Origin of the sequence: Streptomyces griseobrunneus (assembly GCF_046713465.1) — a bacterium.
GTDB lineage: Bacteria > Actinomycetota > Actinomycetes > Streptomycetales > Streptomycetaceae > Streptomyces > Streptomyces microflavus.
This window is the reverse complement of the sequence record NZ_CP177080.1, coordinates 2,810,315-2,824,529: the sequence shown is the minus strand read 5'-3', so window position 1 is coordinate 2,824,529 and position 14,215 is coordinate 2,810,315. Positions and strand designations below refer to the sequence as shown.

Below are 14,215 nucleotides of genomic sequence, written 5' to 3'. Positions count from 1 at the left end.
CACGGTGAGGGCCGGGGCGTACGGTCACGGGCGGGACGCCTCCAGGGGCACACCCATGACCTCGCGGGAGTGGCGGGTCGGGATCAGGCCGAGCCGCCACGCCTGCCAGCCGTCCTCCAGGTCCACACCCCGGTTCAGGACCACCGCGTACGCCTCCGCGCACCGCTCCAGCCTGCTGTCCCGGGCCGGGTGGTGCTCGGCGGCCAGCTCCGCCAGCTCCTGCTGCGCCACCACCGTGCCCACCTCGCTGCCGCCCGGCGAGGCGTACGGCAGCAGCGTGCACCGCAGGAACCGGGCCCAGTCGCGCCCGCGCTCGTCCCCGTAGGAGGCGAACAGCTCCACCGCCTCGCCGCACAGCGCGAGCGCCTGGGCCGCACGGCTGTTGCCCGCGTCGATCAGCGCCAGCTCCAGGCAGGCCCACGCCTCCCCGTGCGCCACCCCGATCCGCCGGAAGTCGGCCCGGGCATCCATCAGGAGCTGCCGGGCGAACCCCGAATTGCGCAGGTTCCCCGTCTGCGCGGCCCGCTGGTCGCGGGTCACCCGGCCCGAGTGGTGGCGGGCGCAGGCCAGCCCGTACACGTCCCGCATCCGGGAGAACATCGTCCGGGCCCGCTCCAGCTCCCGTACCGCCTCGACGGTGTCGCCGTCCTCCTCCAGCGCCTGGCCCAGGTAGTACAGCGTCCACGCCTCACCGCGCGCGTCCTCGTTGTCCCGGTGCCGGGCCAGCGCGTCGCGGAGCTGCTCCAGCGCGGGCTCCGGGTCGCCGTCCAGGAGCCGGGCCCGGGCCAGCTGGGTGATCGCCCACGCCTCGCCGCGGCCGTCGCGGGTGCGCCCGTACAGCTCCAGGGCGGTGGACAGGGCCTCCTCGGCCGCCGCCACCTCGCCCGTACGGAGGCGGACCTGGCCGAGCTGGAACCGCGTCCACGCCTCCCCGTGCAGCGACTCGCCCTCCCGGTGCAGGGTGAGCGCGGTGTCCAGCAGGGCGAGGGCGCGGCCCAGGTTGCCCCGGTCGCGTTCGACGGCCGCCAGGGCGTGCAGGGTCCAGGCGCGGTCCTCGGCCTGCGACTCGGAGGCCTGGAGCTCCAGCGCCTCACCGAGCCGGGCGGCGGCCTCCGTCAGGTTGCCCTGGTGGTGCAGGGTGATACCGAGGGAGCAGAGGGCGAGGGCCGCCCCCGAGTCGTTGTGCGCCTCCCGGTAGAGGCCGACCACCGAGGAGAGCGTGGTGCGGGCCTTGTCCAGCTCGCCGAGCTGCCGGGCCGCGATCCCCGTACGCCACTGCACGGACCGCTCCAGCAGGCCCTGGTCGACGGAGCGGGTCAGCTCGCTGATCTCGCCCAGGCGGTAGAGGTCGCCGCGCAGCAGGCAGTAGTCGCAGAGCGCGCCCAGGAGGTTCAGGACCGTGCCCTGGTCGACGCCCTCGGTGTGGCGCAGGGCCGAGGTGATGAAGCTGGACTCGTCGTCCAGCCAGCGCAGCGCCGAGTCCAGCGAACCGAAGCCGTGCGAGCCGAACTGTCCGGCCCTGGTCGACATCTTCCCGTCGACCATGCGGATCACCGCGTCGGCCAGTTCCGCGTAGTTCGTCAGCAGCCGCTCATGGGCGGCGGCCCGCTCGGCCGGCTCCTCCTCGTCGAGCAACCGGGCCAGTGCGAAGCCCCGGACGAGGTCGTGGAGCCGGTAGCGCGATCCCCGTACGTGGGTGAGCAGCCCGGCCCGGGTCAGCTCCGCCAGCCTCCGCCCGGCCTCCTGCTCGTCGGCCGCCAGCAGGGCCGCGGCGGCCGCCGCACCGAGGCTGGCCCGGCCCGCCAGCGCGAGCCGCCGCAGCAGCCGGCGGGCCGCCTCGCTCTGGTCGGTGTAGCGCAGCCACAGGGCCCGGTCCACGGGGGACACCGGACCGTACGCGCGCAGATCCTCCGCGAGCGCGCTCCGCGTACGGTCCCCGAGCGAGGACGCGGCCACCCGCAGCGCCAGCGGCAGCCCGCCGCACAGCTCCACGACGGCATCGGTGGCCGGGTAGTCGTACGGCCCCGCCTCCTCACCCCCGGCCACCTCGCGCAGCAGCTCCTCCGCACCCGCCGCGTCCAGCGGGCCGACCGGCAGGTGGTGCACCCAGGCCGGAACGTCCGCGGGCAGCTCCAGGGGCTCCCGGGCGGTGACGATCACCAGGCTGTCCGAGCGCTCCGGGATCAGGGTGCGGACCTGACCGGCGTCGGTCGCGTCGTCGAGCACGATGGTGACCGGGGTGCCGGTGAGGTGCTGGTGGTACAGCTCGCCGAGCCGCCGCACGTGCTGCTCGGCGGCCGAGTTGCCGTACGCGGCCGCCTGGGCGGGACCGGTGGTGCCGGGGGCTCCGGGCGTGGCTCCTGGCGTGGCTCCTTCGGGGCGGCCGGGGGCTCCCGGCGTGGCCCCGTCACGGAAGAGCAGCTGCTCGCGCGGGGCGCCCAGCCGGTTGAGCAGGTGCAGCAGGGCGTCCCGGGTCGGCAGCGGGCTCTCCCCGGCCACCTGGCCCCGCAGATCGACCACGCAGGCGCCCCGGAACTGGTCCTTGAGCGCGTGCGCCGCCCGCACCGCGAGCGTGGTGCGCCCGGAGCCCGGCTCGCCGTGCAGCACGACGACGGTGGGCCGGGTCTGCGTGGCGGCGCGGGCGGCGTGCACCCACTGGGCGATCCGGTCCAGTTCGGCCCGCCGCCCGGTGAACGGCCCCTCGGCGTCGGGCAGATGCCCGAAGGACTGCTCCAGCACGACCCGCGTCCGGGCCACCGCACTGCGGTCACCGCCGCGCAACTGCCGTACCACCGGGGCGGTCCGCTTCTTGGCGGCGCGGGTGGCGGGGGTCAGCATCCGCTGCTGGTCCAGGTACGGGCGGATGCCCCGTACCTCCAGCGCGGTCAGCCACTGGAGGCGCAACTGCTCGGCCCCGCCCGGCTGTCCGGCCGCACCGGCGCGGCGATGGGCCGCGGGCCAGTGCGAGGCCATTGCCTTCGCCACGGTCGTCGCGGCGCCGGCCACCGCGACGACCGCGCCCGCGCCGAGGGCGGGGCCGGTGGCCGTACCGAACGCCAGGTCCGCCCCGAACGCGGCGACGGCGGCAACTCACGTCACCAGAAGGGGCGTTCCCAGAGTCTCCATCGTGAGCCGCTCCGACAGCGGCCGCTCGCCCGCCGCCGCAGCGTCGAGCGCCTGCGTGTACGCGGCGTACTCCTCGCCCGCCCCCGCCGCGATGGTGTCGAGCGCTGCCCGCGCCCGCGCCATCAGCACGCCGGGGTCCGTCCGGCCACCCGTGCGGCGCGCCTCCTCCTCCACGGCGCGCACCAACAGCCTTTCGGCCTCCGCCCGATGGCTGTCCCGCATATGTGTCCCCCTCCGAAAGCTGCCTCTGAAGCCGCTTGAAGCCCTCTGATGCCCTCTGAAGCCGAGGGCCGGTGCCCCGGCATCAGGGCCAAGTGTCCTGCGTACGAGGCTTCGACGCGAGAGCCACTGTGCAAGGGGACGGTCAAGGAAGGGGGTGCGGGCTCACCCGGCCATGTCGCCGCCGCCCGGCAACGGCAGCCCGACAGCGGCGAGGGCATTGGCCAGGATGCGGGTCAGCCGGTTGTGCCGCTTGGAGGCGCTCGGGCTCACGACGACCATCCCGTCCACGATCTCGATGCCGGCACACTGCTCCTCGGTCCAGGAGTCGTACTGCTCCGCGCTGATCTGCGTATGCATCCATGCGGGCGCCACCATCTCGGCGGTCATGGTCCACCTCCTTCGAGGAGCCTCAGCAGGTCCGGCGCTGCTGCGCTCAGCCTACTGTTCCGAGGTGTCGGGGCGCCCGACACGGACGAACGCCGAGAGAGGTTCGACGTCGACCCCGAGAGGGAGGAGCCGTCCACCACGTGATGGCTCACCAGTGCAATTCGGCCAAGCGGGGCGGGCTCGTGAGGGTTTCGCCGGTCGCGCCAAGTGCTGTGAGAGGCTGGGCTGCATGAACCGGCTGGCTGGTGTGACCTCGCCTTATCTGCTTCAGCATGCTGACAATCCCGTCGACTGGTGGCCCTGGGGAGCGGACGCCTTCGAGGAGGCGAAGCGGCGCGATGTGCCCGTTCTGTTGTCGGTCGGCTACTCGGCGTGTCACTGGTGCCACGTCATGGCCCACGAGTCCTTCGAGGACGAGACCGTCGCGGCCTACCTCAACGGGCACTTCGTCGCCGTGAAGGTCGACCGTGAGGAGCGGCCCGACGTCGACGCCGTCTACATGGAGGCCGTCCAGGCGGCCACCGGGCACGGTGGGTGGCCGATGACCGTCTTCCTCACGCCGGACGCCGAACCCTTCTACTTCGGGACCTACTTCCCGCCCGAGCCCCGGCACGGGTCGCCCTCCTTCCAGCAGGTGCTCGAAGGGGTGAGTGCCGCGTGGAGCGACCGGCGTGAGGAGGTCGCCGAGGTCGCCGAGCGGATCGTCGCCGATCTGGCGGGGCGGTCGCTGGCCCACGGGGGTGAGGGGGTGCCGGGGGAGCCGGAGATCGCGCAGGCGCTGCTGGGGCTGACGCGGGAGTACGACGAGCAGCACGGCGGGTTCGGGGGTGCGCCCAAGTTCCCGCCGTCCATGGCTGTGGAGTTCCTGCTGCGGCATTACGCCCGTACGGGGTCCGAGGGGGCGCTCCAGATGGCCGCCGACACCTGTTCGGCGATGGCCCGGGGCGGGATCTACGACCAGCTCGGCGGCGGGTTCGCGCGCTACTCCGTGGACCGGGAATGGGTCGTTCCGCACTTCGAGAAGATGCTGTACGACAACGCGCTCCTCTGCCGCGTGTACGCCCATCTCTGGCGCACCACCGGGTCCGCCGAAGCCCGCCGGGTGGCCCTGGAGACCGCCGACTTCATGGTCCGCGAGCTCCGCACCGCCGAGGGCGGCTTCGCCTCCGCGCTCGACGCCGACAGCGAGGACGCCGACGGCAAGCACGTCGAGGGCGCCTTCTACGTGTGGACGCCCGCGCAGCTGCGTGAGGTGCTCGGTGAGGAGGACGGGGCCTTCGCCGCCGCTTACTTCGGTGTGACGGAGGAGGGGACCTTCGAGGAGGGGGCCTCCGTTCTCCAGCTCTCCGGTGAGGCGCGGCCCGTGGACGCGGGGCGCGTCGCGGACGTACGGGCCCGGCTGCTGGCGGCCCGTGAGGAGCGGCCGCGTCCGGGGCGGGACGACAAGGTGGTCGCCGCCTGGAACGGGCTGGCCATCGCCGCGCTCGCCGAGACCGGGGCCTACTTCGACCGGCCCGACCTCGTCGAGCGCGCCACCGAGGCCGCCGATCTGCTGGTCCGGGTCCACCTCGGCGAGGTGGCCCGGCTGACCCGTACCTCCAAGGACGGGCGCGCGGGCTCCAACGCCGGGGTGCTGGAGGACTACGGCGATGTCGCCGAGGGGTTCCTCGCGCTGGCGGCGGTGACGGGAGAGGGGGCCTGGCTGGAGTTCGCCGGGTTCCTGCTCGACATCGTGCTGGAGCAGTTCACCGGCGAGGGCGGGCAGCTCTACGACACCGCCCACGACGCCGAGAAGCTGATCCGCCGACCGCAGGATCCGACGGACAGCGCCACTCCGGCCGGGTGGACGGCGGCGGCGGGCGCCCTGCTCTCGTACGCCGCGTACACCGGGTCCGAGGCCCACCGAACCGCCGCCGAAGGTGCGCTCGGGGTCGTCAAGGCGCTGGCCCCGCGCGCGCCCCGGTTCATCGGCTGGGGATTGGCCGTGGCCGAAGCGCTGCTGGACGGGCCCCGCGAGGTGGCCGTCGCCGGGCCGGTCGGCGGTGAGCTGCACCGTACGGCGCTGCTGGGCCGGGCGCCGGGTGCGGTCGTCGCGGCGGGTGAGGGGCCGGGTGCGGGGGCCGAGTTCCCGCTGCTGGTGGACCGGCCGCTGGTGGGCGGGGAGCCGACCGCGTACGTCTGCCGGCATTTCGTCTGTGACGCGCCGACCACGGATGCGGGCGAGCTGGCGGTGAAGCTGGGCGGCTGAGAGCCGTACACAGAGGTGAGGGGCCGGTCGCTGCGTGCGGCCGGCCCCTCACCCGTAACGCCTGAATGTCTATCCGTGCTGGTACGCCACCAGCGAGATGCCCACGTAGTGCGCCACGAACGCCGCCAGCGTCAGCGAGTGGAAGACCTCGTGGAAGCCGAACCAGCGCGGCGACGGGTTAGGCCGCTTGATCCCGTAGATCACGCCGCCCGCGCTGTAGAGCAGCCCGCCGACGATGACGAGGACCAGGACCGCGATACCGCCCGTCCGCATGAAGTCGGGCAGGAAGAAGACCGCCGCCCAGCCCATCGCGATGTAGCACGGTGTGTAGAGCCAGCGCGGGGCGCCGACCCAGAAGACCCGGAAGGCGATGCCCGCCGCGGCGGCCGCCCAGACCGCCCAGAGCAGGGGCCGTCCGGTGGATTCGGGCAGGAGAAGCAGGGTCAGCGGGGTATAGGTCCCCGCGATGATCAGGAAGATGTTGGCGTGGTCCAGCCGGCGGAGCACCGCCTCCCCGCGCGGGCCCCAGGTGCCGCGGTGGTAGACCGCGCTCACGCCGAAGAGCAGGCAGGCCGTCGCGATGTAGATGGCGCACGCGATCCGGCCGCGGGTGCTGTCGGTGAGGGCGATCAGGGTGATTCCGGCGATCAGCACCGCGGGGAACATGCCGGCGTGCAGCCAGCCGCGCATCCGGGGCTTGACGGGAACGGGGTCGAGTTCGACGGGTCCGGTCGTCGGCTCGGCAGGTCCTGTGGTCGCGGCGGCAGCGGCGGCGTCAGTCATATCCGCATGCTACCTACGCAACCGTAGGTAACGAATATGAGTGGCGATGCTCACGTGTGCGGCCCCCTGGACATATGGGCGAAACGGTCGGATGATCAAATGAGTGCGGTCGGCACCGGATGAGCGCCAGGGGATCGAAGGGTACGAAGCATCCGGGTCGCAGCCCCCACGGGGCACCTGACAACACACCCCCTCATCAAGGAGCGATCGTGGCGCGCGACATCGCGGCTCCCCTCACTGTCCCCACCCACCACCAGGAGCTGGTCTCCTGGGTCGACGAGATCGCAGCCATCACCCAGCCCGACCGGGTGGTCTGGTGCGACGGCTCCGAGGCCGAGTACGAGCGCCTGTGCGGGGAGCTCGTCGCCAAGGGCACGTTCACCAAGCTGGACGAGATCAAGCGGCCGAACTCGTACTACGCCGCGTCCGACCCGAGCGATGTCGCCCGCGTCGAGGACCGTACGTTCATCTGCTCCAAGGAGGAGAAGGACGCGGGTCCGACCAACCACTGGAAGGACCCCGCCGAGATGCGGGCCATCTTCACCGGGGAAGAGGGAAACAGCTTCACGGGCTCCGACGGTGTCTTCCGCGGGTCCATGCGTGGCCGCACCATGTACGTCGTGCCCTTCTGTATGGGCCCCGTCGGCTCCCCGCTCTCCGCCATCGGCGTCGAGATCACCGACTCCGCGTACGTCGCCGTCTCCATGCGCACCATGACCCGTATGGGCCAGGCGGTCCTGGACGAGCTGGGCACCGACGGCTTCTTCGTGAAGGCCGTCCACACCCTCGGCGCCCCCCTGGCCGACGGCGAGCAGGACGTCCCGTGGCCCTGCAACACCACCAAGTACATCTCGCACTTCCCCGAGGACCGCGAGATCTGGTCGTACGGCTCCGGCTACGGCGGCAACGCCCTGCTCGGCAAGAAGTGCTACGCGCTGCGCATCGCCTCCGTCATGGCCCGCGACGAGGGCTGGCTCGCCGAGCACATGCTCATCCTCAAGCTCACGCCACCGCGCGGGGAGTCGAAGTACGTGGCCGCCGCCTTCCCGTCCGCCTGCGGCAAGACGAACCTGGCCATGCTGGAGCCGACCATCCCCGGCTGGACCGTGGAGACCATCGGCGACGACATCGCCTGGATGCGGTTCGGTGAGGACGGCCGTCTCTACGCGATCAACCCGGAGGCCGGGTTCTTCGGCGTCGCGCCCGGCACCGGCGAGCACACCAACGCCAACGCCATGAAGACCATGTGGGGCAACTCCGTCTTCACCAACGTGGCGCTGACGGACGACGGTGATGTGTGGTGGGAGGGCATGACCGAGGAGGCACCCGCGCACCTCACGGACTGGAAGGGCAACGACTGGACCCCCGAGTCCGGCACGCCCGCCGCCCACCCCAACGCCCGGTTCACCGTCCCGGCCGGACAGTGCCCGATCATCGCGCCCGAGTGGGAGGACCCCAAGGGCGTGCCGATCTCCGCGATCCTCTTCGGCGGCCGCCGCGCCTCGGCCGTCCCGCTGGTAACCGAGTCCTTCGACTGGCAGCACGGTGTCTTCCTCGGAGCCAACGTCGCCTCCGAGAAGACCGCCGCCGCCGAGGGCAAGGTCGGCGAACTGCGCCGCGACCCGTTCGCCATGCTGCCGTTCTGCGGCTACAACATGGGCGACTACATGAACCACTGGGTCAAGGTCGGTGCCGACAAGGCCGATCAGTCCAAGCTCCCGAAGATCTACTACGTGAACTGGTTCCGCAAGAACGACGCGGGCAAGTTCGTCTGGCCCGGCTTCGGCGAGAACAGCCGGGTCCTGAAGTGGATCGTGGAGCGCCTGGAGGGCAAGGGTGAGGGCGTCGAGACCCCGATCGGCATCCTGCCGGCCAAGGGCGCGCTCGACACCGAGGGCCTGGACCTCTCCGAGTCCGACCTCGACTTCCTGCTCACGGTCGACAAGGAGGTCTGGCGCGAGGAGGCCTCCCTGGTCCCCGAGCACCTCAACACCTTCGGCGACCACACGCCCAAGGAGCTGTGGGACGAGTACCGCGCGCTGGTGGAGCGGCTGGGCTGAGCCCGGCACCCCTGCTGACTCCGCGGCCGGGTCCATCGGACATCCGCCCTGACCTGTGGGGCCGAACGACCCGCCGCGGTACGGGGCCTGTCGTCACCGACAGCCCCGGAGGGCCGTCCCCGACCAAGGAGACCCTCCCGGCCCCCGGAACCCCCTCACGGTTCCGGGGGCCGCCCCTTTTCCTCTTCTACGTGCCCCGGTCCTCCAGATACCGCGTATGGGTCCGCTGGCGGATCTCCTCCGCCTCCCGCAACCCCGCCACCAGCGCCTCCACCTCCCGGTGCAGCAAGGTCAGTTGCCGCCCCAGCTGCTCCTCGGGGTCCTGCTGCCCCGGCGCCATCCGGGTCCACCACCGGGTCCGTACGAAGGCGTCGACGGACTCCGGGAGGTCCCGGTGGACCGCACGGGCCAGTATGTGGATGCCCTCCGGGTCCTGCGCCAGCGCCTGCGAGACCCAGCCCGGCGCCAGCAGCCCGGCCAGCAACTCCGTTAGGGAGTCGAGCCGTTCGGCCGAGGCGGGCGGCAGCTCCACCCGGTCCAGGTACTCCCGGAGCGTCGTGAAGTCCTCCCGTAGGCCGTCCAGCTGGGACGAGGGGCCCGGGAACTCCGGCGCGGGCGGCCGGGCCGGAGGCGCGATCAGCGCGCCCGCCCCGTACAGCCCGGCGACCACCACCGGCCAGTACGTGCCCGCGAACCCCGTCAGCGTGAGGGCGAGCCCGCCGACGGCACAGGCGCTGCCGGTGAGGTTCTTCGCCGATTCGAGGTGGGCGAGCGCCCGGCCCGCCACCCCGGTCGCCGGTCTACTGGTAGCCACGGATCTCCTCGAACGCCCCGTCCAGCGAACCGGGGCCCTGCTCCTTCGTCCCGTCGAAGAGCCGGCCGCCGGTCAGGGCGGCTATCCGGTCCAGCTCGGAGCGGTCGGAGTCCCCGAAGACGATGGGGAAGACCGGGGTGGCCTGCCGGGCGGGCGGCAGGGACCGGTAGAACGCGGTGAAGTCGGCCGCCGACCGGCCGGCCGTGTTCTCGCCGTCCGTCATCAGCACGACGGAGGTGAACGCGGACTCGGTGTCCGGGCCGAGATGGTCGTAGGCGGCGGCGAGCGAGGAGTAGATCGCGGTGTCCCCTTCCGCCGTCAGCGCGGCCGTGTCCGCCCGGATCGCGGCGGGCCCGGCCTCCGGGTCGGCCGGATCGACGGTGTGGGTGCGGACCTGCTTCACCGAGGTCCCGAACGGCAGCATTGTGACCTCCTCGCGCTCCCTGAAGTCCCCGGTCAGGCCGGTGAGGGCGGACTTCAGCTGCTCCAGCCGTTTCCCCCTCATCGACCCCGAGGTGTCCAGGACGTACACGGTCCGCGAGGGGCGCCGGAGCTGGTGCTCGTAGGCGGAGAGCAGCCCGTCGGCGACCGATCGCGAGCCGGGGAAGGGCAGTTCGCGGCGGGCCTCGGGGGAGAGCGGGCCGGCGGGGCGCGCCGAGGCCACGACCGGGCGGCGCAGGGTCTGCCCGGTCATCGCGCGCTGTACGGCGGGGGAGCGGAGGTGCTCGGTCAGGGCCCGTACCGCGTCCTTGGCGGAGGGCGCCGCGGTGGCGAGGGTGGAGAGCGGATAGTCGGCGGTCACCACCCCGTCGCGGGGGCGGATCACCGTCAGCCCGGTGGAACTGTCCCGGTTGAGGGAGAGCAGCACCGACTCGTAGTTGATCAGTGCGTCCACGGTGGAGCGCCGGGAGTACGCGGAGGCCAGCCAGCCCGAGGAGCCCGACGTCAGCCGCTGGCCCGCGAAGAACTCCTTGAGCTTCGGGCTCGCCGCGCGGACATCGGCGTCGGTCAGGGCCGCCTGGGCGCCGGAGAGCCCGGACGCCACCGAGACGAGCGCGGAGAAACCGGAGTTGGAGCGCTCGGGGTCGGTCATCCCGTACGTGAGCTTCCCGGCCGCGACCGCCCGGTGGACCTGGGCCCAGGTGACCTGCTCCGGGTCCCAGCCGAGCCGCTCCACCGTCGCGGGCCGTACGCCCAGGGCGACCGGTGAGGCCATGAGCGGTGTCTCCGAGGTGACGCGGCGGGCGGCGTCCGGGTTCAGGCGCAGATAGTCGTTCGACGACAGCCACACCGCGTCGTACGCCCCGTCCGCCTTCCCCGACGCCAACTGCCCGACCGCGTCCAGGGTGCCGGTCCAGGTGGGCCGCACGGTGATCCCGGTCGCCTTCCGGGCCTCCTCCAGCAGGGGCTCCATGTCGGCGAGTTCGCTGGACGCGAGGACCCGTACCGTGCCCGCGCGCGGGCGGCCGTCGTCGGTGGACTCCCGGTCGGGGCGGGCCGGTTGGGGCGTACAGGCGGCGAGCGGGACGAGCAGGGCGGCGGCGAGCAGCGGGGCGAGCAGGCGCGGGAGTCCGCGGACCGCCCCGGCCTGCGGGCGGCGGCTCATCCGAGGCCGCCGCCCAGCGCACCGGCGCTGCGTCCGCGCTCCAACCAGGCGCTCGCCTGCTGGAGTTCGGCGGTCAGCGACTCGACGGTGGCGGCCATCGACTCCGTCGCCGCCACCTTGTACGTGTCGATGGCGTCCAGCGTCCGGTAGATCTGCTGGAACGCGGTACGCAGGGTCTCCACGCCCACCGCCGGGTCGGCCGCGATGCGCTGGATCTCGCCGCTCTGCGTGGCCAGCATCTCGGCGTTGCCCCGGATCAGCTCCTCCGTGGCCGAGCGCAGCACCTGCACCTGCTCGGTCACCCGGCGCTGGTTCTCCAGCGCCGAGGCGAGCGTCACGGCGATCCGCAGCGCGGAGACCGTGGTGGTCGCGGCCCGGTCGACGCCCTTGATCAGCTCGTCGTTGTTGCGCCGCACTACGTCCATCGCCAGGTATCCCTGGGCGCAGACGGCGAGCTGGGTCAGCAGGTCCTGGTGCTTCTGCCGGACGGGGAAGAGGACGTCGGCCCGAAGCGCGTCGGCCTGTACGGGGTCGGTGTGCCCGGTGTCCGCGATCCGCCGGGCCACGACGCCGTCCAGGGCCTCGGTGAGGACCGCGTACTCCTGGAGTCTGCCCATGGACTCCCAGAGCCGGGTGCGTTCGGTGTGCAACGCGGCATTGTCGCGGCGCAGTTCGTCCTGGCCGCTGCGGAGGGAGCCGACGATCCGGTTGAGGGTGCCCTGCGCCGAGGCGTACTTCGCGACATGGTCGCGGAGCCGGTTCGCGCCGGGCAGCCTGGCCAGAAGGCGGCGGGCCCCGCGCCCGGGGGTGTCGCCCGGGTCGAGGTCCTGGACGGTGCGCCGCAGCTCGACCAGCGACGCGCCGACCCGGGAAGGGGCGTCGCCCTCACCGGAGGCCAGTGAGCGGACGGTGCGGTCCAGCATCCGGTTGGACTGCTGGGCGGCGCTGCGGATGTCGCCCTGCCCGAGTGCGGCGATCTCGCCGATCCGGGCGGTGAACTCCGGGGAGCGGACGTCGATTCCGGCGAGGGAGCCCACGTACTCCTCGGCGCGCCGGGTCATCTCCTCGCGCACCGCGTCCTCGACCGGGACGAGACCGGCGGCCTGCTCGGTACGGACGGGGGCGACGGGCTCGGGCGGGGTGAGCACGAGCGGGACGGCGGCCGGCGCCTCGGGCTCGTGTGGGTCGGCGTCCCGCGGTCTCGCGTACTGGCGTCTGGGGTCCTGGGGCATGGCTGAGCTCTCCTGGGCTGCGGGGGCGTCGGGGCGCGCGGGGAACGGGAGGACCGGCCCGGGCGTGGCTGCGGGTGTCATCAGCCGCGGGCCCGCCGGGCCATCGTGCGCAGCACCTCGGCGGTGGGCACGGGTGCCTGGCGTACGCCGGTCAGTCCCTGGTCGATGTAGTCGGTGTGGTCCGCCGTGGCGGCGGTGAACTCGGCCGGGGCACCCTGCGGCCGGAAGCCGTGGCGTACGGCGAGCTCCCGCAGCCGGGGGTCGGTGGAGAGCAGCTCGCCCAGCCGCTGCCCGGCGGCGGTCAGCGGGACGAGCGTGTGGTCGCTGGAGACCGTGGTGTCGGGGTAGAGGACGACGAGGTCCCCGATCTCCTGCCGCCGGCTGTGGGTCAGGAGGGAGGCCACCTGCGACTCGTAGACCAGGACGAGCGGATTGCCGACCCCGCTGATGAAGTCCCGGAACGGGGCGTCGCTGCTGGTCTGCTGGGCGCCCTGCACCTGGACGAGCTTGCGCATCAGTCCGGCCGTACGGTCCACGGCTGCGGTGTCCGTCGCGACCCGCCCGCCGTCGGCGACGTAGGAGGCGGCGGCGAGATAGAGGGCGCCGGAGTTGGACGAGACGGGGTCGGTGCTCGTGATGAACACCGTGCCGCTCAACTCGGCCTGCCCGGAGGCCCCTTCGAGCTGCTGCCAGGTCCGGTCCGCCTCGGCGGCCTTCAGGTAGGGGCCCATGAGCAGCGTGCCCCGGGTGGCGAACTTCGAGGTGCCGTTCGCGTTCAGCCGGACCAGCCCGTTGGCGGCGAGAACCTCGGCCGCGTTGCGGTGGGCGACGACGACGAGCGGCGAGTAGAAGGGGCGGAGCGGGCCGCCCTCGACGGCGGACCTGCGGCGCAGCTCGTCGGCCGGGGCCTTGGAGCCGGGGAAGGCGAAGTCCTGCCCGTCCAGGGAGAGTTGGTCCATCGCCCAGGAGCCTGATGTCTCCGCCCGGACGGTGAGGCCCCGGGCGGCGAGGGCCTTCACGGTCTCGGGGTCGGCGAAGAACTCGGCCTTCTCCGACCCGATGACTCCCCGCACGGCCGTCGCTGCCGTGCCGCTGCTTCCGTCGCTGTCACGGCCTGCCACGACGGCTGCTGCCACGCCGCCGATCAGCAGGACCGCCAGGACGATTCCCACGATGCGTCTCACGTACGCAGAGTGCTCGCGGAAGTCCACATTCCAGGCGGAGTTGGGTGGACGGCAGATGAAGGGGCCATCCCAGTACGCAACGCCCGGGGCCGGGCGCACATGGTCGTGGCACCCGGTCCGCGCGCCGAGGCGGCACGTGGACCGGGGCCGTCAGTGGGCGCCGACCAGCTGCTCGGCGGGGGTGGAGGCGAGGGCCTCGGTGTGGGCGTCCATCCGTTGCGCGGAGAGGATGGCGGCGGTGGTGTCGGCGCGGGACGCGGCGACCACGAGCGCGCGGCCCGCCAGGGCGTGGGCGCGGCGGTGCAGGGACGCCGGGGCGGCGTCGGTCAGCGCGGCGTGCCGGGCGGGCGGGGCGCCGCGCAGCCGTGCCACCTGCTCGGCGATGCGGTCGCCCGCCGGGCGGAGGCCGAGTTCGTCGGTGACCGCGAGGAGGGCGGCGAGATGCCCCGCGAGCTGGATGTCCAGCTCCTCCTCGCGGCTGCGGTGCGGAAAGTCCGCGTCGTCGGCCGGGCTGTGGACCGATGGGGTGCGGATCGGCTCGTACATGGATGGC

General features: G+C 73.0%; 10 protein-coding genes and 1 pseudogene. 2 read left to right on the top strand and 9 right to left on the bottom strand.

What is annotated here, in order from left to right; translation table 11 throughout:
- Positions 1-24 precede the first annotated feature (24 nt).
- The 3 genes and pseudogenes from ACK8N7_RS12365 to ACK8N7_RS12355 form a co-directional block, all read right to left on the bottom strand.
- Positions 25-3,006, bottom strand: coding sequence for a tetratricopeptide repeat protein (locus ACK8N7_RS12365; protein WP_500442278.1), 2,982 nt, complete (start codon positions 3,004-3,006; stop codon positions 25-27).
- A gap of 84 nt (positions 3,007-3,090) precedes the next feature.
- Complete coding sequence (locus ACK8N7_RS12360; protein WP_500442276.1) at positions 3,091-3,348, bottom strand: hypothetical protein; 258 nt, start codon at positions 3,346-3,348, stop codon at positions 3,091-3,093.
- A gap of 192 nt (positions 3,349-3,540) precedes the next feature.
- A pseudogene (locus ACK8N7_RS12355) lies at positions 3,541-3,735 on the bottom strand (Uma2 family endonuclease); the annotation flags it as partial.
- A 229-nt stretch (positions 3,736-3,964) separates the two neighbouring features.
- Here ACK8N7_RS12355 and ACK8N7_RS12350 point away from each other — a divergent pair.
- Positions 3,965-5,983, top strand: a complete 2,019-nt coding sequence (locus ACK8N7_RS12350) for a thioredoxin domain-containing protein (RefSeq protein WP_403209167.1) — start codon at positions 3,965-3,967, stop codon at positions 5,981-5,983.
- A 69-nt stretch (positions 5,984-6,052) separates the two neighbouring features.
- Here ACK8N7_RS12350 and trhA read toward each other — a convergent pair whose 3' ends face one another.
- Positions 6,053-6,766, bottom strand: a complete 714-nt coding sequence (gene trhA / locus ACK8N7_RS12345) for a PAQR family membrane homeostasis protein TrhA (protein WP_015610994.1) — start codon at positions 6,764-6,766, stop codon at positions 6,053-6,055.
- A 209-nt stretch (positions 6,767-6,975) separates the two neighbouring features.
- Between trhA and ACK8N7_RS12340 the strand changes: the two genes are divergently transcribed.
- Positions 6,976-8,826, top strand: coding sequence for a phosphoenolpyruvate carboxykinase (GTP) (locus ACK8N7_RS12340; protein ID WP_403209169.1), 1,851 nt, complete (start codon positions 6,976-6,978; stop codon positions 8,824-8,826).
- A 187-nt stretch (positions 8,827-9,013) separates the two neighbouring features.
- On the opposite strand, the gene ACK8N7_RS12335 is transcribed toward ACK8N7_RS12340, so the two are convergent.
- The 5 genes from ACK8N7_RS12335 to ACK8N7_RS12315 all read right to left on the bottom strand — a co-directional run bounded on the left by ACK8N7_RS12335 (position 9,014) and on the right by ACK8N7_RS12315 (position 14,208).
- Positions 9,014-9,640, bottom strand: a complete 627-nt coding sequence (locus ACK8N7_RS12335; RefSeq protein WP_403209171.1) for a hypothetical protein — start codon at positions 9,638-9,640, stop codon at positions 9,014-9,016.
- The gene (locus tag ACK8N7_RS12330) at positions 9,627-11,246 is read right to left on the bottom strand and encodes a vWA domain-containing protein (RefSeq protein WP_500442273.1); all 1,620 of its coding nucleotides are present in this window, start codon (positions 11,244-11,246) and stop codon (positions 9,627-9,629) included. The genes ACK8N7_RS12335 and ACK8N7_RS12330 overlap by 14 nt, the downstream gene beginning before the upstream one ends.
- Complete coding sequence (locus ACK8N7_RS12325; protein WP_500442271.1) at positions 11,243-12,478, bottom strand: toxic anion resistance protein; 1,236 nt, start codon at positions 12,476-12,478, stop codon at positions 11,243-11,245. The genes ACK8N7_RS12330 and ACK8N7_RS12325 overlap by 4 nt, the downstream gene beginning before the upstream one ends.
- Positions 12,479-12,558: 80 nt before the next feature.
- The gene (locus tag ACK8N7_RS12320) at positions 12,559-13,689 is read right to left on the bottom strand and encodes a hypothetical protein (RefSeq protein WP_500442269.1); all 1,131 of its coding nucleotides are present in this window, start codon (positions 13,687-13,689) and stop codon (positions 12,559-12,561) included.
- 123 nt (positions 13,690-13,812) lie between these two features.
- Entirely contained in the window at positions 13,813-14,208 is a 396-nt protein-coding gene (locus ACK8N7_RS12315) for an SCO4983 family protein (protein ID WP_403209178.1), read from the bottom strand.
- Between the last annotated feature and the right edge of the window lie 7 nt (positions 14,209-14,215).